This is a genomic window from Dyella sp. 01N36 (assembly GCF_056399745.1).
Genome location: NZ_JBFTRY010000001.1, coordinates 150551 through 172821 on the forward strand (window position 1 = coordinate 150551; position 22271 = coordinate 172821).

At 60.8% G+C, this 22271-nt stretch carries 17 protein-coding genes; 6 read left to right on the forward strand and 11 right to left on the reverse strand.

The genetic code is table 11. The features are described 5' to 3' along the window. Positions 1-40: 40 nt before the first annotated feature. Positions 41-571 (forward strand): cupin domain-containing protein, encoded by a 531-nt coding sequence (locus tag AC1DMG_RS00650; RefSeq protein WP_477180087.1) that lies wholly within the window; start codon positions 41-43, stop codon positions 569-571. A 73-nt stretch (positions 572-644) separates the two neighbouring features. Here AC1DMG_RS00650 and AC1DMG_RS00655 read toward each other — a convergent pair whose 3' ends face one another. Continuing rightward, a complete protein-coding gene (locus AC1DMG_RS00655; protein WP_477180088.1) occupies positions 645-2876 on the reverse strand; it encodes a winged helix-turn-helix domain-containing protein in 2232 nt (743 codons plus the stop codon). 195 nt (positions 2877-3071) lie between these two features. Continuing rightward, positions 3072-5786, reverse strand: a complete 2715-nt coding sequence (locus AC1DMG_RS00660) for an ATP-binding protein (protein ID WP_477180089.1) — start codon at positions 5784-5786, stop codon at positions 3072-3074. Between the two features lie 307 nt (positions 5787-6093). Between AC1DMG_RS00660 and AC1DMG_RS00665 the strand changes: the two genes are divergently transcribed. Together AC1DMG_RS00665 and AC1DMG_RS00670 are read left to right on the forward strand one after the other, a co-directional pair. Next, positions 6094-6975, forward strand: coding sequence for a LysR substrate-binding domain-containing protein (locus AC1DMG_RS00665; protein ID WP_477180090.1), 882 nt, complete (start codon positions 6094-6096; stop codon positions 6973-6975). 152 nt (positions 6976-7127) lie between these two features. Then, entirely contained in the window at positions 7128-7727 is a 600-nt protein-coding gene (locus AC1DMG_RS00670) for a DUF6933 domain-containing protein (RefSeq protein WP_477164874.1), read from the forward strand. Between the two features lie 336 nt (positions 7728-8063). Here AC1DMG_RS00670 and AC1DMG_RS00675 read toward each other — a convergent pair whose 3' ends face one another. Next, the gene (locus AC1DMG_RS00675) at positions 8064-8696 is read right to left on the reverse strand and encodes a class I SAM-dependent methyltransferase (protein ID WP_477164873.1); all 633 of its coding nucleotides are present in this window, start codon (positions 8694-8696) and stop codon (positions 8064-8066) included. Here AC1DMG_RS00675 and AC1DMG_RS00680 point away from each other — a divergent pair. The 3 genes from AC1DMG_RS00680 (at position 8695) to nhaA (ending at position 11664) form a co-directional block, all read left to right on the forward strand. Beyond that, the gene (locus AC1DMG_RS00680; RefSeq protein WP_477164872.1) at positions 8695-8976 is read left to right on the forward strand and encodes a chloride channel protein; all 282 of its coding nucleotides are present in this window, start codon (positions 8695-8697) and stop codon (positions 8974-8976) included. The two genes, AC1DMG_RS00675 and AC1DMG_RS00680, sit on opposite strands and share 2 nt — an antisense overlap. A 186-nt stretch (positions 8977-9162) precedes the next feature. Then, positions 9163-9936, forward strand: a complete 774-nt coding sequence (locus AC1DMG_RS00685) for a bestrophin-like domain (RefSeq protein WP_477164871.1) — start codon at positions 9163-9165, stop codon at positions 9934-9936. A 531-nt stretch (positions 9937-10467) separates the two neighbouring features. Continuing rightward, positions 10468-11664, forward strand: a complete 1197-nt coding sequence (nhaA, locus tag AC1DMG_RS00690) for a Na+/H+ antiporter NhaA (protein WP_477164870.1) — start codon at positions 10468-10470, stop codon at positions 11662-11664. Between the two features lie 388 nt (positions 11665-12052). Here the strand turns inward: nhaA and AC1DMG_RS00695 are convergent, their stop codons facing one another. The 8 genes from AC1DMG_RS00695 to kdpF form a co-directional block, all read right to left on the reverse strand. Further along, on the reverse strand, positions 12053-12742 hold the full coding sequence (locus AC1DMG_RS00695; protein WP_477164869.1) for a response regulator: 690 nt from the start codon (positions 12740-12742) through the stop codon (positions 12053-12055). Next, positions 12739-15405 carry an ATP-binding protein gene (locus AC1DMG_RS00700; protein ID WP_477180091.1) on the reverse strand — a complete coding sequence of 889 codons (2667 nt, stop codon included), beginning with the start codon at positions 15403-15405 and terminating at the stop codon, positions 12739-12741. The genes AC1DMG_RS00695 and AC1DMG_RS00700 overlap by 4 nt, the downstream gene beginning before the upstream one ends. Positions 15406-15437: 32 nt before the next feature. Continuing rightward, the gene (kdpC, locus tag AC1DMG_RS00705) at positions 15438-16007 is read right to left on the reverse strand and encodes a potassium-transporting ATPase subunit KdpC (protein ID WP_477180092.1); all 570 of its coding nucleotides are present in this window, start codon (positions 16005-16007) and stop codon (positions 15438-15440) included. 71 nt (positions 16008-16078) lie between these two features. After that, complete coding sequence (locus tag AC1DMG_RS00710; RefSeq protein ID WP_477164867.1) at positions 16079-17821, reverse strand: outer membrane beta-barrel protein; 1743 nt, start codon at positions 17819-17821, stop codon at positions 16079-16081. An 85-nt stretch (positions 17822-17906) separates the two neighbouring features. Then, positions 17907-18107 carry a hypothetical protein gene (locus AC1DMG_RS00715; RefSeq protein WP_477164866.1) on the reverse strand — a complete coding sequence of 67 codons (201 nt, stop codon included), beginning with the start codon at positions 18105-18107 and terminating at the stop codon, positions 17907-17909. 46 nt (positions 18108-18153) lie between these two features. Then, positions 18154-20235, reverse strand: coding sequence for a potassium-transporting ATPase subunit KdpB (gene kdpB / locus AC1DMG_RS00720; RefSeq protein ID WP_477164865.1), 2082 nt, complete (start codon positions 20233-20235; stop codon positions 18154-18156). Between the two features lie 24 nt (positions 20236-20259). Beyond that, complete coding sequence (gene kdpA, locus AC1DMG_RS00725) at positions 20260-22062, reverse strand: potassium-transporting ATPase subunit KdpA (protein WP_477180093.1); 1803 nt, start codon at positions 22060-22062, stop codon at positions 20260-20262. Next, positions 22059-22151 (reverse strand): K(+)-transporting ATPase subunit F, encoded by a 93-nt coding sequence (gene kdpF, locus AC1DMG_RS00730; protein ID WP_121882515.1) that lies wholly within the window; start codon positions 22149-22151, stop codon positions 22059-22061. Before kdpF ends, kdpA begins: the two co-directional genes overlap by 4 nt. Between the last annotated feature and the right edge of the window lie 120 nt (positions 22152-22271).

Genomic DNA, 22271 nt, shown 5'->3' on the forward strand with positions numbered 1-22271 from the left:
CAACCAAGCACGGCTTCCCGAACTAAGAAAGGTGACATTTATGCCCGCCGTTTCCTCTGCCCAGCGTCGCTGGCGTCATATTGCAGGGGCTCTCGCCATCACGGCCATGAGCTTGAACTTCGAAGCGGCGATGGCCGATTCCCTTACGGCGCCTACGCGAGCACCTGAAGAGGCGCCGGGCAGAGGCATTCAACCTCAGGTTAGCCTGCACATGGGGCAGGCCCCAGTGCTGTATGGCCTGGCCGATCAGCCAGTGGAGCACGTCTCGCCGCTGATAGATCGCCAGGTCATCTACGGCGCTCAGAGTACCTTCGTCGTATGGACCATGAAGAAGGGCGCGGTGGTGCCGCTTCATCACCATCCGAACGAACAGATTACCTGGATCACGAAAGGTCGTGCCGAGGTTTATTCCGGAGGCAAGAAGTACGTCATGAACGCCGGCGATCTGATGGTGATTCCTCCAAACGTCCCGCACGAGTTTGTGATCACGGAAGAGACGATCGACATCGACATCTTCGCGCCCCAACGGCAGGACTGGATCGATGGGACCGCGGACTATCTAAAAAAATAACTTCCACCCTCCATAGGCCCGTCTTCGAGGCGGTCGATCTATCTAGTGCACTGTCCCGGCTGCTCGCACTTCTTCATCGGCGCTCTCCCGCCCTGCTCAATGCCGATTCGACGCTTTGAAGAATCTCATCGGAAAGCGCAATGCTGTCGACGGCGCGAGAGAGACCGATTGCCCCGACCATCGCGGCGTAGGACAGCCATGCCTTTTCGCGGACCAACGGGTCGGCCTGGTCACCCAGCATCCCGGCCAATAGCTTGATTTCGTTCTGCAGATGCTCGGTGCAATGGGCGCGAACGGCTATTGAACCCCGCCCGAGATCAGACAGAAGCGCGCTTGTCGCGCAACCCGTGCCCGGATTGTCACGATGATGTGGCGTGAGAAATTCGCTTGCAGTGCGTGCCAGTGTCGCGTCGCCCCTTACACTCCCCTCCTCGATCCGCTCTTTAAGCCAGCCGCCAACAGAGCGCAGCGCCTCGACGATCAATTCGTCACATGAACTGAAATGGCTGCGAAAAGCGTTGGGGCGCAAGCCGGCCTCGGCCATGAGTTCCTGTACGGTGAAGCCACCCATGCCGGCCTCGCGAAGCTTCGTAGCGGTCAGTTGGAGAAGATATTCCCGGACGGGTAGTTGCCTCGCGGAAGCAGCCTTCTGTAGCGCCGGCAGCTCGGGCTTGTCACCCTTGAGGCCAAGCCGATCCCACAAGGGAAGCACCCCGAGCGACAGGGACATATATATCTCGTCGTCACCAGCAGACGAGCCAGCCCATTCAAGCGCAGCGCGAAACTGCTCGAAGTCGGCGCGGTATGCCCGATACCAGTCGGACGGACTCCTGAGATCCGCCCTGCTCCGAGCAGCGGTGAGGATGGCCCCGTAGTAGGCTGCATGTCGCCGCGCGACTTGGGCCCGCTCGCCGCTGTGGTCAAGTTTCTCCGCAGCGTAAATCCGGACGGTATGTTGGAGTCTACGACGCCCCTGGATACCCTCGCGGCTTGCGGCAACCAGAGACTTTGAAAACAGCCGAGCTACCACGTCGCTGACCTCGACTGCTTTGATCTCGCCGAATCCGACGACCTGCCGCGCGGCTTCGAATGTAAATGTTCCTCTGAACACGGTTAAACGCTGCAAAACGATCTGCTCATCGACTGTCAGCGTTTCAAAGCCCCAATCCAGCGCTGCAGCCAACGAGCGATGCCTGGGTGACGCGCTGGCGCGGCCAAGCATTTGTAGCCTGACAGGGCCTTCGATCAGCTGGGCAAGGGCCGGCAGATCAAACGCATCCATGCGCGCTGCAGCGATTTCGATCGCCAGCGGACAACCGTCAAGGCATCGACAGATCGAGGCCACACGTGGTGCAGAGCTGTCCGTGAACCGGAAGCTCCGATTGCTGGCCGTGGCGCGCTCCACGAAAAGCTCTACCGCCGCAAACTTGCGTGCACGTACCGCGGTCAAGCCCTCTGCCTCGGACGGCACCGGCAGACCGTCCAGACGCCGCAGTCGCTCATCCGCCGCGCGCAAGGGCGCTCGGCTGGTGCACAGCACGCGGACGTTAGGTGCGATGGACAAGAGTTCTTCGACTACCGGCGCGACGCTCTCGATGAAGTGATCGCAGTTGTCCACGACGATTAGCATGCGTCGATTGTCGAGGAAGCTCTCCAGGTCGGCCCACGGATTGTCGCCCGGCGCGTTGATGCCGAGATCCCGGAGAAAGACATCTAGCAAGCCCGCGCCTGTCTCAACTGTATCGAGGCAGACAAACGCGACGTCATCCACGCATCCGCGCTCCAGGGCCATCTGCGCGACTCCCTGTGCCACTGTTGTCTTACCCACACCGCCCGCGCCGACCACGCTGATCAGCCGACTGGTCCGCAGATCCTCGACGAGCTCCGCGACGAAAATGTCCCGCCCGACCACGGCAACGCGAGGTGCCGGCAGCACGCGGCGCGCTGCCGCAGAAGCCTGGATGGACACGGGTTCGCAGAAGCTGTAGCCGCGCCTGGGCACCGTCAACACATAGGGGCGCTCACAGCCTGCATCTGTCATCGCGCGTCGAAGCGCCGCCACTGCTGCGCGTAGATTTGATTCCTCGACATTGAGCGAGCCCCAAACCGCCTGTGTCAGGGTTCGCCCGTCTATCGTTTCACCAGCATGATCCAGCAGCACCTCGAGCACGCGATAGGACGGCCAACCAAGCGGAACGACAGTTTCGCCGCAATAGAGTTGGCGATGCGAGCGATTGAGACGGAATGGGCCAAAGCTGATTTCAGTCGYCTCGTTGTGCTCACCCGATACTGAGCTGGCCGCCATATCGCCTCCGTCCTGAAACCGACGTCTCAGGAGCAATGTGTGCGTGACGTCCACGGGATACTCGAAACCTCGTCAGTGATTCCGAGCGGAACACGATTGTCACGGGACCCGGCAACGTAGCCTCGTCACCGCGCCGATGCACGTTAGGAGTTGTGAATATTTGCTTTTGCGGAAGGCTGCAAAGGTTTCTCTACGTCATGCTTGCTTGCAGCGAGACATTGTTGAAGCAATCAAGTCCGCCCACTGGTTGGCTCCCGCACGCTGCGCCATATCGAGCGCCGAGCTAAACTCAGTCTCGAACACTTCGAAATTCGCGCCTCCTTGCTTAAACCTTGACTCGGCCCGTGTCGCAAGGAGAACGGGGTAGCACCACCGCTCCCCGGTGCGCAGGCAATAAGCTATGGCCTCGTCCAATCCAATCTGCGCCTCATGTGGACGATCGGCATCCAATAAGGCTCTCGCCAGAAGGTGCGCAGTGATCAGTCGGATAGTTCCGTACCAGGTTTGATGGAGGCGGCCGGCGAGTTGTTGTAGCGTCCCAATGACGGCGGCCTTACCTATCCGTGACTCTTCGGCTACCGCCTCGATGCAATCAGCCACTAGTCGCCAAAAATCCAGCCCCGCACGAGTCGCGTGCTCGGCGAGCAGCTTGCCTAGGCGGCTTGCGGTCTCCAAGTCTCCTGCCTCGATAGCCACCCAGGCCGAGACGCCGCCAATGGCATGGCAGATGGTGGCATCGTGCCGAAGCCTGATCGCTCGTTCCAGATTGCTCGCCGCGATGGCGGTGGCCCCGGCAAGATCTCCGCGCGCTGCCTGCATGAATGCCCGGCGGGTAAGCGCCACGCTCACTAAATCAAAAGCCTCGTTGAGTTCGAATCCTGCAGCGGTCAGCGCGTCGGGCGCCCGCAGAGCGCGCTCAATCGAGCCGTCGGCTGCAGTGAAGTTCCCCAGTTGAAACTGGGCCATCGCAACTAAAACGTCGGCCACAGGTTCGAAACGGTCCATGCTGTCCGCTTGTGCAGCCCGACCAAGGCTGACCGCACTTCCCAGCGCATCCTGTAAACGCCCCAGCGACCAGGCAGCAACAAACCTCGAATAGATCGCTCGCAAATGTTCGCGCGGATCAGCGAGCCCTCCGGCAATGTCGGACACTTCCATCCAGCTCTCATACAGGTCCTCGGAGCCGGCAACACGATTCATCAGGATCGTGCAACGTGTCATGGCCAAGCGCAGCATGTCTCCGGCCGTCGCTTCAAAGTCGCGCGTGCTTCGCAGTCGTGCAATGACCGTCAGGCATTCGGTTCCCAAACCTAGGCTCTGCCACAGCGGAAGCGCAACCAGAACCAGTTCCAGCGCCAACATGTGCATGCCAGGCTGCCCCAACAACCATTCAAGCGCGCACCTGACTTCATCGATCGTGCGCGCACAGAAGATCAACCACTTGGACCCTGCACGATCAGTGGATTCGGTCATGCTTCGAATAAGCTCGATGACAAACCGGGCATGGCGAGGCACAAATATTTCGGTTTCCCCTGCCTCTTGCAGTCTTTCGAGCGCATAGGCCCGCGTGGTTCCTAGAAAGACATAGTGCTCAGATTGCAGATCAGGGCCAGGGCTCAGCAGTGACTTGGTGCCGAGAGTCCGCATAAGAGATGCCACCTGCGAGGCCGCAAGCAAGCCATCGGAAACAACGTTCCGAACAGTTTCGGCGGTGAGATTCCCACAGAACACAGACAGCCGGCGCAGTAGGATTTGTTCACATGGCCTGAGCGCGTCGTAGCTCCAATCGAGTGTTGCTTGCAATGTGCGATGCCGAAGCGGCGCCGTGCTACGCCCAGGCATATGTAAGCGAAAATAGTCAGTCAACTCCGTGGCCATTTCGGACACATCAAGCCCATCGATCCTTCCGGCTGCCAGCTCGATAGCAAGCGGCAGACCATCGAGACGGCGGCAGATCTCAGCAACCTGCTGTATGTTCTCCAGCGTCAATTGGAAGCCGCTTACCGCCGCACTTGCCCGCTCCTTAAACAGCTCCACTGCGGAGTAACGGAGCGCCTGATCGACAGTTAGGGGCAGATAGAGAGCCGGCGTCGAAAGCGGATCGAGTCGCCAGACCAGTTCTCCCTGTGCGCCGAGCGGCTCCCGACTAGTCGCCAGTACTGCAAGACCAGGTGCACGTTCAAGAATGCCAGGCAATTCCGCGCCAAGCGTCGGAAGCACGCTCTCGCAACTATCCAGGACAAGGAGCCTGCTTTGATGCGTGACGGCCAAGCAAATAGCCTCCCAGTCGTCCTCTAGCTCTCCCGTAAGATCGAGAGCCGATCGAATGGTGCTTGCTGCAAGCTTCGGCTCATGCACAGACGAAAAATCGACGAGGGTCAACGCATCGAAAAGCGCCCCATCGATAAGTTGCTGCGCGACAAGTAAGGCCGTGGTGGTCTTGCCGATTCCCCCAGGTCCGACAATAGTTACGAGCTTCCGCTGGGGATACTCGTCCGCTAAGGCGGTAACTACGAGCTCACGGCCGATCACCCTGGATCGTGGCTTCGGGGCGCTGCGCGTGGTCGATTTACCGCTGTCGATGACAACCTGCGCCGACAGCCGATAGCCCCGCCCCGGATCAGTTTCGATATAACTGCGGCCTGAGCTGTCTTCGCGAAGAGCGCGGCGCAGGGCGGCAATAGCCGTGCGTAAATTTGTTTCGTCAATCGAGAGCCTTGGCCAGGCACGTTCAAACAGTGCTCTCTTCGAAACGAACTCTCCGGCGTTTTCCACGAGTAGCTGGAGAAGATCATAGGCGCGTCCTCCCAAACGAATAACTCGATCACCCAAGAGAAGCTGCTTGCGGACCGGCACAATCCGAAAGGCGCCAAAAGTCGCTTGCCACCCCGCCGGCAAGTCACGCAGCACTCGGCCACATTCGCAAGTCACGCTTCAACCACCCTTTTCTGAGAACTCATTGCGTACGCGCAGCTACAGCCCACTGTCCAGCCAGGACGTCAGTCGCGCGCGCGTTGCCGGAACACTTCGGCGGAATCGTTAAACGTAGGAGCTAGCCATACGCTCGTCCCTGCAGAGACAGCGATCCAGCAAGATGACGAATGGCCTTCGTTTCTTCGCCAGGCCCGTCGTTACACCCTGCAGTTAGGGTGCCATCTTGCAATTTAGAAGTAAAACGCGTAGTTCTAATACCCACCAGCAAGAAAACAGCTAAGTCGTGGTCTACGCTGACCTGGAAATTGATCTTTTGCGCGCCTTCGTCGCGGTCGTGGAGAACGGCAGCTTTACTGCGGCCGCTGATGTGGTCGGGCGGTCCCAATCGGCTGTAAGCCAGAAGGTTATAAGGCTGGAAGAAATACTTGACTGCCGGGTTTTTGAGCGTACAGGTCGCTCGCTTCGCCTGACACCAGATGGTGAGCGGCTGCTTTCCGCGGCACGACAGATTTTGGAATTTAACGACCGACTTTTGCGCGAATTCCGAGAGCCCGGCACTGTCGGACAGCTCAAGCTAGGTATTTCTGAAGACTTCATTCCCAGCCAGCTCCCCAGACTTTTGGCCCGCTTCTCTCGTCTCTATCCCGGAGTCGCCATAGATTTAACCACCGCATTGAGCTGTGACCTGTTAGCGAGCTATGACGCAGGAAAGCTCGATGCAGTGATCGCAAAGAAAGACGGAAACGCGCAACGCGGTCGCGTCATCTGGCGAGAGCCGCTTGTATGGATGGCGACCTCCGACTACCAGTTCGATTTCGCGAAGCCCACGCGACTCGTGACGCTGCCGCAGCCATGCACTTATCGTGATCTCATGGTGTCGTCTCTTGACGCTGTGCGCTGCGAGTGGGTAATCGCCTGTACGTCAAATTGCCTCATGGGCGTACAGGCCGCCGTTGCTGGCGGCCTCGGCATCACTTTGCTTGGCCGATCGTTCGTGCAGGGCGGGATGCAAATTCTTCACGCGCCCGAGCATTGGCCGGTTCTGCCTATGACGGAGATCGTCGTCCTCGGCGAAGAAGGGGCTACCGCCAGCCTTGTCTCTCCTCTTGTTTCGTTTTTGACGGAAAGCCTTGCCTCGAGCAGCGATCTGGCGTTTGGCGTGTAGGTCGCGCCTTCCTTTAGGGAATAGGTGCGGGTGCCGCGCTTGCGCTTGCAATGCGACTGTTCCTTAAAGACTTTCCTACCCTCGATAACACGGGCTAATCGCATTCAAAGCTACTGAGAAACCGTGCGAGCAATCACCGTTAGAATCGTCCCATGATCACGTTACGTTGCACCGCCAAATTATTGAAGCGCCTTCATCAGCCGGCCAAGCTGCCAAAGCCTCCTATGCCGAGCAATCCGCTGGGTGAGTGGTACGCCGACCTCGACTTCTTCGACCGCAAGCCATTCGTGGCGCTATTGAATGCCAGTACCGGTGTAGGACTTGTACTCCCCGGACACGCTGAATTACTGAAGCATCTCCACATTCATGCCGGGCAACAGCTCTTCAAGCTCTTGCTGCACTACGATTTCAACCCGGAATGGCCTCAATGCACCGCCGAATTGGCGGCTTGGGAAGCGCCGCCGACATATGCCAACTCCAGTGATCGCAGTCTGTCGGGATCGCTGAATCGGTTCAAGCTCGAAGCTTGGCACTCCTTCGCAGACAGGAATCGTTCGCTTCCCGAAATTGCCGCCAGTTGGTGGGAGGGGATCTTCGGTCATCCTTCACTCCCCAAATCGCATCGTGGAAGCGGGCACTATCATCGCCCATTGGACTTAGTCTTGGATAAACTCGCTCCGCCCGGCACTGTGCTCATCGAGGATAGCCACAGGTGGATTCATCCCTTCGTCGCTGCCAATGACGACGCTTAAAAATGATCAGTCAGCCATTTTCAGTGCAATAGCCTTTGGATCGGTTACTACGTGACTGAGGCGACGCCCCGTGCGCAAGCCACCCTCCGCACAAACGGATCGGGTATGCACCGGATCCATGCCGGAGGAAGCTCTGCGGACGGATCTTCCCTGCCATCCTGGCTACCCTTTTTCATTGATAGGAGGACTGGTGCTGCCTGGCCGCGCTATGTGGGACGCGGATCCCGAAAGTTGCGCCCCTTCTTCTCCCTGCTCTGGATAACTTGACCTAATCGACGTCCCCCGCTTTCAGTAGCGGGACGAATTAGAGTCCAAGGTCAGGGGGGCCGAAACCTCTCAGGGCTTCACAAACCGATAGACAAAGCGATCGGTGTCGCCCTTGATGGACGGATCGAACACCTTGACCGAATGCGAATCGTCGTTGTTCGCGAGCATGGTGCTCTCCGCGTCCAGAATGAAACCGGCCGCTTCCACCTCCTTGCGCACGGATGCAGGTTCGATCCGATGCAGCGACCGGGCCTCGCTAGTGCCCGCCCCGACGGCGGCCGCATGGTCGACGATGACATACGAGCCACCAGGCTTCAGCCGCTCGTAGACGGCTCGATTGAAGTCGGCCGCCGTCGCGCCCCTGGCTTGGATCAGGTCGGTGTGCAGGTCGTGGTAGAACAAATGCAACCACAACACATCCGCCGGTTGCGTGACCTCCCGCATCGCCACGAGGTCCGCTGAGACGGCTTCGACGTTCTCCCGGCCCGACTCCTTCGCCAGCCTACGCATGTTGCCGAGCGGATCGTTTTTGAAGTGGGCGACTTCAACCGGCACGAAGCTGTAAACCCGCCCCTCCGGACCGACGATGTCGGAGAAGCTTCGGGTCCAGTCGCCATCACCCGGGTAAACGTCGATGACGATGGCGCCTGCATCGACGCCTGCGAAACGGATCAACTCGGAAAGTGTGGATTGGTCGTACATGGAAATCTCCTTTGCGATGGGGTATCTCGCGGGCGTGACCGGAGCTCCCTTGACTTCAACGGTCATCGCGATGGAGCTGACTGATAACCACGCCATGGTGATTCCGATCATGGCAGGTTGTTTGCTCGCCCGAGCCACCGCTTCTCTCTTTTGTCCTACGCCAGTCTACAAAGAATTTGCCGAGCGCCTGGTGAGAGATTTCGAGAAACAGCAACCGCTGGCTCGCGATATCTCGGAACAGGGATTGTCCGATCATCACGAACCCGATTCTCGAAGTTAACCAGTTCACGAACGGGCCTTTGCCTCTTCCCAACTCTTATAAGTCACTGGTCGGCTCTATAGGGTCAGGCGCTGGGACTCAGTGCCCCAGACGACAGGAACGTCCACCGCACTTCACCTCCGTTTCGCGGCAGATTTAGCATGGTGATTACAGGCGCGCGTCATAGACGTCCAAGGGGATAAGCGAATGACCTTCGTGATCAACCATCCGGCCCTGGTCTTAGCCGTCACCCTGGCAGGTATGTGGGTCGCCGGTCGGCTTGGTGTATGGCTGGCAAGGTGGCGAGGACCCGGCAACCCGGAGATCCGCGAAGCATTCAATATCGTTCAAGGTGCCACGTTGACGCTGCTGGCACTGATCATCGGCTTTACGTTTTCGATGGCGATTAGTCGCTACGATCAACGCAAGAATTACGAGGAGGCCGAGGCGAATGCTATCGGTACGGAGTACGTGCGTGCTGACCTGTTGCCGCCCACAGACGCGGCGAAACTCAGACCACTTCTGATCCACTATCTCGGCCAGCGGATCGAGTTCTACGAAACCACAAACCGGGATGAGCTGCCATCGATCAACGCGCGCAAGAGTGACCTTCAGGTCAAGCTGTGGAGCGCGGTGATGATTCCGGCAAATGAACACCGCGACCCGATCACTGCGCTCGTCGTAGCGGGCATGAACGATGTTCTAAATTCGGATGGCTATACGCAGGCAGCGTGGTGGAATCGCATCCCTATCTCCGCCTGGATATTGCTAGCCGCCATTGCGCTTGGAAGCAACTTGCTGGTCGGATTTGGCGCAGGAAAGCTCGCATCGCAACCAGCGCTGATGCTGGTACTCCCACTTACCATCGCCGTGGCCTTCGGCCTCATCGCGGATATTGATAGCCCTCGCGGCGGAGTCATTCGCGTCCATCCCCAAAACCTCCACGCGCTACTGACGTCTCTTACTGGCTCACATGAGTGAGCATCCGGAGCTCGTTCGGAGTGGCTACTGAGAAGCGCGCTCGTTCGGGACGGTGTGCAAGCGAGATATCCGGCCCTCGGCCGGGCTAACGTCGGCGACCAAAAGGCACGACGTGCCGAAGAGGCAAGTTTTCCATCTGCACGAGCGCATCCTGGACGGCACGCCCAAGCAAGAAAGCAAGTGAGGGGGAGACCCGACCTTCGGCCATGACATCGCCAAGCGACTGAAGAATGGCTAGGAGCTCGTCCAAGCTGTCATCTTCCAGACCAATGGCGGCCGTGCGCAATGCATGACTTGCTAGTGCCGCCTGCGCCACGGACAAGCCGTCCGTGCTGCATTCCTGAAGCGTGTCAGCCACTGCTCGAACAGTACCGTGTGGTCAGTGCTCATAAGCATGCCTCATGCGGGCGGCATAGGGAGGTCAGTGTACGCCTCTCACGGTCAGTCGCGCCTTCGAGGAGGACGTAATACCCTTGGCTACATAAGGACGCCCCTTCGTCATGGTGGCGTTGGGGCTGGGTATGGAATGTCATGAATAAGACTCTCAATTGGGCGCCGCTGCGACGGCTGCAAGATTTCCTTAACGGCTCGGCGGCGGGCGGCCTCGTGCTTATGGGAACCTCGGCGCTAGCACTGTTGGTCGCCAACTCGCCGGCCAGTGGTGCGTATTTCGCAGCCCTGGACGCGCACGTCGGCCCTATGAGCGTCTTGCACTGGATCAACGATGGCCTGATGGCCGTTTTCTTTCTTTTGGTCGGCCTGGAGATCAAGCGCGAGTTCCTCGACGGCGAGCTGGCGACCCGTCAGTTACGCGTTCTGCCGGGGCTTGCGGCGCTGGGTGGGATGGCGATACCTGCGCTTGTCTATGTCGGATTGAACTACGACCACCCGGAAGCGCTTAAGGGCTGGGCCGTGCCCTCGGCCACCGACATCGCCTTCGCCTTGGGAGTGGCCGCTTTACTCGGCTCGCGCGTGCCGACCTCCCTAAAGGCCTTCCTCGCCGCACTGGCGATCATCGATGACCTGGGTGCGGTGATCATCATCGCAATTTTCTATACGGCAGAAATCGCTACTGTGTATCTGGGGCTCGCCGCTGCGGTTCTCGCTGCGCTGGCCGTCCTCAACCGTTCGGGCGTACGGACACTGTGGCCCTATCTGGTCCTGGGAGGGATCTTGTGGTTTGCCGTATTGCGGTCGGGCGTACACGCCACGCTTGCAGGTGTCGCTCTGGCGCTCTTTATCCCGCTCAAAGATCGATCCGGTAGGTTGCCCTCCGACGGTGACTGCACGCACTCTCCGCTGGCCAAGCTTGAGCACGCCCTTCATCGGGTCGTTCCCTTCACGGTCGTTCCTCTCTTTGGCTTCGCCAACGCCGGCGTGTCATTCGGCGGCATTGCGGCGCATGAATGGATGGCGAGCACAACCTTGGGCATTGCACTGGGTCTTGCGCTTGGCAAGGTCGTGGGTGTCTTCGGCTTTGCTGGTATCGCCATACGGTCCGGCATGGCAGCCATGCCTTCGGGTGCCACATGGCGTCAGCTGCTGGGCACATCGTTGCTCTGTGGGATCGGCTTCACGATGAGTCTTTTCATTGGCATGCTCGCGTTCGCCGACCATCCTGACCTGCAAAGCGAAGTGAAGCTTGGCATCCTCATGGGGTCGCTGGTCGCAGGAATCGCAGGCTGGGCCGCCTTCGGTTTTACAAAGCGGGTCGCCACCAGTCATTGACGCTCTTGCGCGGTCATGAGCAAGGTTTATCAGCCATGAAGGTGTGCGGTGGCGCGCGCCACCCAGTCGGTGATGGACTGATCCGCGCAGGAATAACGGTTCACTATCGTGTGCGCCGTGAGGGAAAACCAACGATGGCTCCGAGACGTCCCCCCTACGATCCGTCGCTGAACAGGTGTGCAAGCCGTGCTGCCTTGAGAAGGACTGTTGGCACATCTACGGTGCGCGCACGATGCGTCGGTCGCGTCCCTACACGAAGACGATCGCAAAGTAACGACCGGCTCACGGATATGTTCTCGATTGGATAAGTTCCGGCGGAAGCCTGACTTCTTGCCATTCCACGCCAGTGGGAAAGCGATCTGTTCCGCTTCAGCGAGGGCGTACAGTCCTAAGCCAGGAAGCGATAGCCAACACCGGGCTCGGTTTTAAGCCAGCGCGGCGAGGCCGGGTCGTCACCGAGCTTCTGTCGCAGTTTACCGACCACGATACGTAGGTAGTGACTGTCCCGCCCATGCGTCACCCCCCAAATTTCCTGCAGCAGCTGCTGTTGCGTCACAAGGCGGCCGCCATGGCGGACCAATGCCGTGAGTAGGGCGTACTCCTTGCGGGTAAGCGCGAGTGGCACTCCGTGCAGAATCACTTCGCGACGTGCCATGTCGACAACCAATTGACCATCGTCATAGCGCTGCGACTCTTCAGGCCCGTTGGGACGCCCCCTCAACAGAGCACGTAGTCGAGCCATCAGCTCCTGGATACCAAAGGGTTTGGTGACGTAGTCGTTGGCGCCCCCGTCCAAGGCCTTCACTTTGTCGATCTCCGCATTCCGAACGGAGAGCATCAATACGGGTACCTGGCTCCATTGCCGGAGTTCGGCCAATACCTCATAGCCTTCCCTGTCGGGAAGGCCGATATCCAAAATCACTAGATCGGGCACCCGGGTGGCAGCAAGCGCCAATCCTTCGGCCGCGGTCGCCGCAAGCAGAACCTCGTAGCCCTCAGCCCGCAGGCCGATGTCGAGAAATTTGCGTATCTGGGCTTCATCGTCGACAACCAAGACGCAGGCGGGGGTCGTAGTCATGCCTCGCGATCCGGCTGCGCCGGCAGCGGCAGACTGACGCGAATCGTGGTCCCCGAATGCGCTCCTGACAGCGCTTCCACACTGCCACCGTGCGCGCCGATCATGCCGCGGCAGATGGCCAGGCCCAGGCCGGTGCCTTGCGGCGCGCGATCGCCGCGCGAGACGGAATAGAACATGTCGAAGATGCGCGCGCGCTCGTCCTCCGGAATACCCGGTCCACGGTCGATCACATCGATCTGGATCTGCTCGCCCTTGGGACGCACGACCACGCGCACAGCCTGGCCTGACGGCGAGAAGCGCGCGGCGTTCTCCAGGATGTTGAACAAAGCCTGCTCGATCAGCGCGGGATGCACGTAGAGCAGCAAGGTCTGGGGCGGCAGCTCGATATCCACCTTGAGGTCGGGAAACAGCTTGCGCATGCGCGTCGTGGCCGCCGCGACGATTTCGGCGGCGTCGGTCCAGTCGCGGTTGAGCTTGAGCGTGCCGTGCCCCAGCTTGGTCATGTCGAGCAGGTTCTGGATGTAGCGGTCCAGCCGCTGCCCTTCGCCAAGGATGGCTTCGAGCAACTCCTGGCGTTCACTGGGCGGCAATTGGTCGCCATAGCTCGATAGCGTCCCGGCGGAGCCAATCATCGAGGCGAGCGGCGAACGCAGGTCGTGCGACACCGACGACAGCAACGCATTGCGCAAACGCTCGGTCTCGCCCTGCACTCGCGCGCCTTCCAATTCCTCGGCCAACCGGGCGCGCTGCAGCGCCTGGCCAATGTCCTGCACCATGGTCAGGGCCAGGCTACGCACGTCGGTGGACGGCTCTCCCTGCCCCGCCGGGAGGCGCATGGCGGCGACGCCGAGATGGTTGTCATCGCTGCCCAGCGGCAACACCCAGCAAGGCGCCGCGTTGAGCGTGTCGGTGAAACGGCCCGCTTGTTCCGAGTGTTTCTCGCTCCACTCGGCCGCACCCAGGTCCTGCGAGGTCAGATCGAAATCGCGTGGCGACGACGCCACCACACGCAACACCTGGCTCGCATCGCGCGCCAACACAGCCACCTCGCAACGCATCACATGCGCCAATGCGGAAGCGCCCACGCGACGAATACCTTCGGCATCGGTGCTGGTGGAAAGCCGCTGCCCCAACGCGAGCAAGGCGCGCGCCTGCGCATGGGCCGTGCGCAGGGACTCGACCTGACTGGCCAGCTTGGTGGCCAATCGGCTCGCCACCAGGGCGGCGACGAGGAACAGGCTCACCGCCAGCACGTCGTCGAAGTTGGCGATCATCAAGGTGTAGCGCGGCGGCGCAAAGAAAAAGTTGTAGCCGAGGAAACACAACAACGCCGTATAGACGGCCACCGCCATGCGCGTTCTCACCGCCACCACCAGCACGGCGGTGAGGAAGATCAGTGAGAGGTTGGCCACGGACAGGTAACGGTCGGCAATGAACGACAAACCGAAGGCCACCAGCGTGGCGAGCGTCGCATAGATGTATTCGCCGCGACGCCCGGAACCTCCCGGCATGCGCAGACGCAGACGCGACTTCGCCCGCTCGGCCGGCGTGGCGATGATGGTGAGTTCCAGATGCGCGCCACGGCGCAACAGCAGTTGGGTCAGCGAACGGCCAAGCATGCGTGCAAGAGGACGTTCACGCGTACGGCCAAGGATGATCTGGCCGATGCCTTCGCGATCGGCATGGGCGATGAGTTCATCCGCAATGGCGTGACCGCGCAACACTACCGTATCGCCACCGAGCCGACGCGCGAGGCCCATGGCCGCATCCAGCCGCTCGCTGCGTGCATTGTCCAACGCTGCCCCGGTATCGACGAAGGCCACGCTCCACGGTGCGCCACGCCGTTCGGCAATGCGGCGAGCGATACGCACAAGATATTCGCTCTGCGAATGGCCATCGATCGCAGCCAGAACACGCCGGCGCACCGGCATGGCGCCGCCGCGCGCGAGCATGTGCCCGCGCAAGTCGCTATCCACATGGCCGGCGACGGTATCGACGGCCAGCTCGCGCAGCGCAACGAGGTTGGTCGGCGAGAAGAACGCATCGAGCGCCGCGGCCGCCGTCTCGGGCACATAGACCTTGCCTTGCTTCAGGCGCTGGATCAGCTCGCGCGGCGGCAGGTCGACCAGCACGATGTCGCGTGCACGATCGAGAAAGGCATCGGGCACCGTTTCGCGCACGGTGACGTTGGTGATGCGCCTCACCTGGTCGTTGAGACTCTCCAGGTGCTGCACGTTGAGCGCGGAATACACCTCGATGCCCGCCTCGAGCAGCTCGGCAATATCCTGCCATCGCCGCTCATGGCGACCACCCGGCAGGTTGGAGTGCGCCAGTTCGTCGACCAGAATGATGTCGGGGCGTCGCGCAAGCGCCGCATCGAGATCGAACTCGGTAAAGTCGCGGCCTTTGTAGTTCACCTTGCGGCGCGGCAGTTGCTCGAGTCCGTCCAGCAGCGCGGCCGTTTCCTGCCGCCCATGCGTCTCCACCAGACCAATCACCACATCGATGCCCTGACGCTTGAGCTCCCGCGCCGCAGACAACATGGCGTAGGTCTTGCMCACACCCGGCGCCGCACCGAGGAAAATCTTCAGGCGACGCGTACGCTCTTCCTGCATGACATCCAGCAGGGCATCGGCGCGTGCTTCGCGGGAGGGCTCGGGCATAGGACTTCGCGACAAGGCAGCAGGTGGCTACGTTAATGGCTGTCAAGCGCTTGGTTGAGCATTAGCACATTSACCCGCGCCTCMCCCAACATCCCAAACTGCCKCCCSGTSGTCGCCATSRYCACCATCGCCYKCACCTGCGACKYGCTCAASCCRCGCACCTTCGCCACSCGCGSCACCTGATARGCCGCCGCCGCCGGCGAAATCTCCGGATCCAGACCRCTACCMGAYGCCGTCACCARATCCACCGGCACTGCTGCCTTGTTCGTCGGATCCGCCGCACGCAACGCTTCGATGCGCTGCTTCACCGCATCCGTCAGGGCCGGACTCGTCGGTCCCAAATTGGAACCCGACGACGACAGCGCGTTGTTCGGCTGCGGCGTGGTGGCTGAAGGACGACCCCAAAAATACTTGGGGTCGTCGAACGACTGGCCAATCAGCGTGGAGCCGATCGGCTTGCCATCTTTGACGATCAGGCTGCCGTTTGCCTGCGACGGGAACAGCACCTGGGCTATACCGGTAACTGCCAGTGGGTAGGCCACGCCGGTGATCACGGTCATCATCAGCAACATAGTTAGTGCACTGCGTATCAACCTGCTCATGACATCACCACCCGTTGGGAAATCCAAAAATCTAACTGACCATCAGCACCGGCTCGCAAGCGGAGCCCTGCTCAAAAATGAAAAATGGCGTCACCGGACAAAATCGTCTCGTGGGACTTGTTCGGAGCAATGCCAGCGTTCGAGTTTCCGTTGAACGCTTTACCGTTCAGCGAATGGTACGTAGCGATTTCCGGTCGAACTTCAAATTGCGGTGAGAACCAGTGCTGCCAACCAATTGCGAAGTTCACATAACGAGTTGCTACGCCCGTACGTTGGCCATTCTTGTCCCAGTAGTACTCAGGCCGGAACGAAAAGTTGTTCAAAGGATCGGGGCTGTAGTTGAGATAGGCAACGGTAGCCAGCGTGGTGGACCGGCACGTCAACTCCGTCGCGTTGCGGCAGATTGCCAGATCAGGGGCGTTGTACGGGATGAATCGCGACGAGAACGGCGCGCCCCCGTTGGCATAGATGGCTTGCACATCGCTATTGAGTGCGTTGGGAACGCGGTTCTCATAGAGATCATAGGCTTCGTAGGAAACATGCCAATACTCATTGAACGTATGGTAGAACGTGAAGCCATACCACTGCAGATTGTTGTAACCATATCTTCCCGAGTTGATTGCATCCGCGCATGGCATGAAGTCGGTCTTGCCATCGTCGGTGACATAGCGAACGCATGCCGACACCGACGCCATGGCACCTGGATCCTTCTTGAAGGTTGCGTTCGGATAGAGCGGGTTGTATCCAACATCGCCAGGGCCGGTGCCTGGGACGTTCGGATACGGATTGTCGAGCCTCTGATGCAAGTGCGTCGGATATGCCTCGGTGCCGTCCGTCACGCCGAGTAGCACGGTCCAGTTCTTGTTGAGAGCTACGGTACCTTCCAGGCCGGTGTTCGTATAGTTATCGAACGAATAAGACATCGAATGCGTGTACATATAGTTGTTGGGCGCGAGCTGAGCTTCGATATCTGGTATGGAAATGAAGCGACCAAGGCGTAGCATCAAACCATCGGCGACCCAGGGAATGTAGAGTTCGCCATACAACATCGGAAAGTCGTAGCCATTGACCTTGTTTTCCTTCAACAATTGGTAGCTGGCCAACCCATACGCCGTGGTGTAGCGATAGTTCTCGCCGTACAACAGCGAAACGCGCATGCCCCAATCGATGTGGTCGGTCTGCACCGTGTCCGGGAAACGGTCCAGATACAGCACAAACTGGTCAAATTCCAGCGTATTAGGGGTGTATACATACGCCGCCGGCGCATTGCCGCCGGGCTTCGTCGTACTCGTGCTTAGGTTGCCACCACCATTGACCCAGCCATAGACCTGGAAATTGTTCCGGGTGAGCCATTCGCCGAAAGCGGTGTTGCTCAGTGCAGCCATCAGCGGACTGTCGACCGAATTGGGGCGCGTCACACCGAGGGAAGTGGCTCCGCCGTAAGGCCACTCGGTAAACGGCATGGGGGGCGTTGTCTGTGCGGCCGCCGGCCAATCCGCCCGCCTCGATGCAGGCGCATTCGGATCCGTGGGAGCCGTCGCCTGGCCCCATTCTAGCTTGTAGTAGTTTGTCAGGCGTCCCCAGAAACTTGTTCCCAGGTAGTCATTGAGGCAGCCGAAATTCTTGTAGGGGTCGCAACCGCCGCTGGGTCCGCGAGCGGGTGCCGCAGACTCCGGCGGCGCAGTAAGCGGCGACTGTGGCGCTGTCGCTATATCCGAGCTTCCCAGGGCAACCGGCGCCGCCGCAGCGGCTGCTTCACCCGCGGGGGCAAGCGCCAACAACAATGCAAACGAAAGAAGCTTCTTGGACATCATGGGTGTGCCTGAAACCGGCTCGGGGCGAGCCGTCCTTTTCTGTGAGTAGAGAGGGTTGGGGCCGCTGTTCCGCGGCCTTCTTGCATCAGATGCCGGCGTAACCGCCGAGCACGTAATCGTCTTGCTCGCTGTTCGGCGCTTCGCTGGTGCGCGCTGGTACGCGTGCACGACCCTGCACTGGCAGTGCGATCACCACATCGCAGGTGGAGTCGTCTGAGGAGAGACGAAGCTCCATGTCTGGGTGGGTGTCGTCGGGCAGCGAAACGGAAAGCTTGAGTACTTGCATGGCAAAGACTCCGGAGATTCCAGTAGTGCGTCAGTAATGAGAGGGCTTAGGCAAGACCGCAGAGCACGAGCAACATGTCGATCACYTTGATGCCAAGGAASGGCACSACGATGCCKCCMAGGCCGTAGACCAGCAGRTTGCGMCGCAGCAGCGCACCGGCGCCCARCGCACGGTATTTCACGCCCTTCAGCGCCAACGGAATGAGAAAGATGATGATCAGCGCGTTGAAGATCACCGCCGARAGAATCGCGCTCTGCGGCGTGGCGAGCTTCATCACGTTGAGCGTGTTGAGCGCCGGGTARGTCGTCGCAAAMGCCGCTGGGATGATGGCGAAATACTTGGCCACGTCRTTGGCGATCGAGAASGTGGTSAGCGAGCCGCGCGTGATCAGCATCTGCTTGCCGATCTCCACCACTTCGATCAACTTGGTGGGATTGGAGTCGAGATCGACCATGTTGCCGGCYTCTTTGGCCGCYTGCGTRCCGGTGTTCATCGCCACCGCSACGTCAGCCTGGGCCAGCGCCGGCGCGTCGTTGGTGCCRTCGCCGCACATYGCCACCAGGCGGTTYTCGGCCTGGATYTTGCGGATCAGCTTGAGCTTGGCTTCCGGCGTGGCTTCGGCGAGGAAGTCATCGACACCTGCTTCCGCAGCAATCGCRGCGGCAGTCAACGGATTGTCGCCGGTGATCATGATCGTCTTGATGCCCATGCGACGCATCTCGGCGAARCGTTCGCGGATGCCGCCCTTCACGATGTCCTTCAGCTCGATCACRCCCAGCGCCGTGGCGGCTTCGGTGACGATCAGSGGCGTGGCGCCGCGGCGGGCGATGTCCTCGGCCATGCGCTTGACCAGCGGCGGCARGTGGCTGCCGTTGGATTCCAGRTAGCGTTCCACCGCATCCAGCGCGCCCTTGCGGATCTGGCGCTCGCCGAGATTGACGCCGCTCATGCGGGTYTGCGCGGTGAACGGCACGAACTCGGCATGGCCTTCTTCCAGCTGGCGCTCGCGGATGCCGAAGCGCTCTTTCGCCAACACCACCACGCTGCGGCCTTCCGGCGTTTCATCAGCCAGCGACGCCAGCTGCGCGGCGTCGGCGAGCGTGTGTTCGTCCACACCCGGCGCCGGCAGGAAGGCCACGGCCTGGCGATTGCCAAGGGTGATCGTGCCGGTCTTGTCGAGCAGCAGCACGTCCACATCGCCCGCCGCTTCCACCGCACGACCCGAGGTGGCGATCACGTTGGCGCGGATCATGCGATCCATGCCGGCAATGCCGATCGCGGACAACAACGCACCGATGGTGGTCGGAATCAGGCACACCAGCAGCGCCACCAGCACGGTCAGCGTGATGGGATTGCCCGCACCGGCCGCCTGCACGCTATAGATCGAATACGGCAGCAGCGTGGCGCAGGCGAGCAGGAAGATCAGCGTGAACTTGGCCAGCAGGATGGTGAGCGCGATCTCGTTCGGCGTCTTGCGACGCGAGGCGCCTTCCACCATCGCGATCATGCGGTCGAGGAAACTCTCGCCCGGATTGCTGGTGATGCGCACCACCAACCAGTCGGACAGCACCCGCGTGCCGCCGGTGACGGCGCTGCGATCGCCGCCGGACTCGCGGATCACCGGCGCGGATTCACCCGTAATGGCGCTCTCGTCAACGCTTGCGGCGCCGACGACTACTTCACCGTCACCAGGCATCTGCTCGCCCGCTTCCACCAGCACATGGTGGCCCACGCGCAGTTCGGTCGACGGCGTATAGGTGATCGGCGCGTCCTTATAGGGCGCCGACAGACGCTTGGCCACCACGTCCTTGCGCGAGCCGCGCAACGCAGCGGCCTGCGCCTTGCCGCGGCCTTCAGCCAGGGCCTCGGCGAAATTCGCGAACAACAGCGTAAACCACAGCCACACCGTCACCCAGAAGATGAAGCCGGTGGGCGCCTCGCCGTGGCCGGTCAACGCCTGCACCCACAGCAAGGTGGTCAGCACGCTGCACACGAACACCACGAACATCACCGGGTTGCGGAACTGCTGCTTGGGCGAGAGCTTGCGGAACGAGTCGGCGATCGCCTTGAGGATCAGCTCGCGATCGAAGCTGCGAACGCCGTGAACAGGGGTATGAGTCGTTGTCATGGATTTGCTTCCTTCGGGCGCTGATCAGCGCACCGACATCAGGAATTCAGCGATCGGGCCAAGGGCCAGCGCAGGCAGGAAGGTGAGCGCACCCACCACCACCACGACACAGGCAAGCAAGGTGACGAACAGCGGCGTATGCGTGGGCAGTGTGCCGGCCGAGGGCGGCACGTGGCGCTTGGCAGCGAGCGAACCGGCCATGGCGAGCATGGCGATGGCCAGCATGAAGCGCGACAGGTACATACATACAGCCAGCAAGACGTTCCAGAACGGCGTGTTGGCCGAGAGACCGCCAAACGCACTGCCGTTGTTATTCGACGCTGACGACACCGCGTACAGGACCTCGCTGAAACCATGGGCACCCGGATTGCCCACCGCCGCCGCACCGGCCGGCGTCATCACCGCGATGGCCGTGCAGATCACCACCAGGGCGCAGGGCACCAGCACGGCGAGGCTGGCCATCTTCATCTCGTGCGCCTCGATCTTCTTGCCCAGGTATTCCGGCGTACGGCCCACCATCAAGCCGGCGATGAACACCGCGACGACGGCGAACGCAAGCATGCCGTACAGGCCCGAGCCCACGCCGCCGAAGATCACTTCGCCTAGTTGGATCAGCCACATCGGCACCAGGCCGCCCAGAGGCGTGAGCGAGTCGTGCGCGGCATTCACCGCACCACAGGAGGCGGCCGTCGTAATGGTGGCGAACAGGCCGCTGGCAGCGATGCCGAAGCGCGTTTCCTTGCCTTCCATATTGCCGCCCGCCTGCAGGGCGGAGGCTTGCTGGTCCACGGCCAGGCCATGCAGCGCAGGATTGCCGGCCTGTTCTGCGGCAATGGCGCCAAAGCATAGCGGGACAAAAATAAGCAGCATGGTGGCGAGGATCGCCCAGCCCTGGCGGCGATCGCCCACCATGCTGCCGAAGGTGTAGCAAAGACCGCCCGGAATCAGAAAGATCGCCAGCATCTCGATGAAGTTGCTGAAAGGCGTCGGGTTCTCATACGGATGCGCGGAGTTCGCATTGAAGAAACCGCCGCCATTGGTGCCCAACTGCTTGATCGCGATCTGCGAGGCAGCCGGTCCCATCGGCAAGGTCTGCGTGGTGACCGTGGTCGACTTGGTCATGTMCTTGCCGGCCGCATCCTTCACCGTGTTGCCGGCGGCATCCTTCACCGTTTCCACGGCCGTCGTGTTCTGCACCAGCGGCACATCCACGTAGGACTTGAAGTTCTGCACCACACCCTGCGAGGACAGCAGCAGTGCGACGACCAGCGAGAACGGCACCAGTACGTAAAGCGTGGTGCGGGTCATGTCGACCCAGAAGTTGCCCACGCTGTTGGCGCTGCGACGCGTGAAGCCACGAACGACCGCCAGCAACACCGCAATGCCGGTCGCTGCGGAGAGGAAGTTCTGCACCGCCAGGCCCAGCATCTGGGTCAGGTAGCTCATGGCGCTTTCGCCGCCGTAGGCCTGCCAGTTGGTATTGCTGGCGAAGCTGATCGCGGTATTCATCGCCAGGTCCGGCGACAGCGCATCGAAATGCTGCGGATTGAGCGGCAACCACTGCTGCGTGCGCTGCAGTGCATAGACCGCAAACAGGCCGAGCATGTTGAACACCAGCATGGCGATGGCGTAACGGCGCCAGCCCATCTGCTCATCGCTGCGCACGCCGGCGAGGCGGTAGAGCAGACGCTCCAACTTGCCGCCCACGCGATTGACGCCGTTGGGCGTATCGGCAAACGCCATGGCCATGTATGCGCCGACCGGCTTGATCAGCACAAGCAGCACGGCCAGGAAAAGCACAACCTGGAAGAAATCGAAGGTGGTCATTCGAACCACTCCGGCTTGAGCAGAGCCACGCACAGGTAGCCCGTCAAGGCCACCGCGATCACGGCAGCCACGAGGTAGAAAGCGTTCATAGGTGGATCTCCCGCAGGAAAAGCGCGCGCCAGCAACGTCGTCGCCCGTGGCGACGACAGGCGATCAGGGACGGCGACCGAGGCGATCGCAGATCAGCAGAAAGCCGAGCGCCGCCGCAA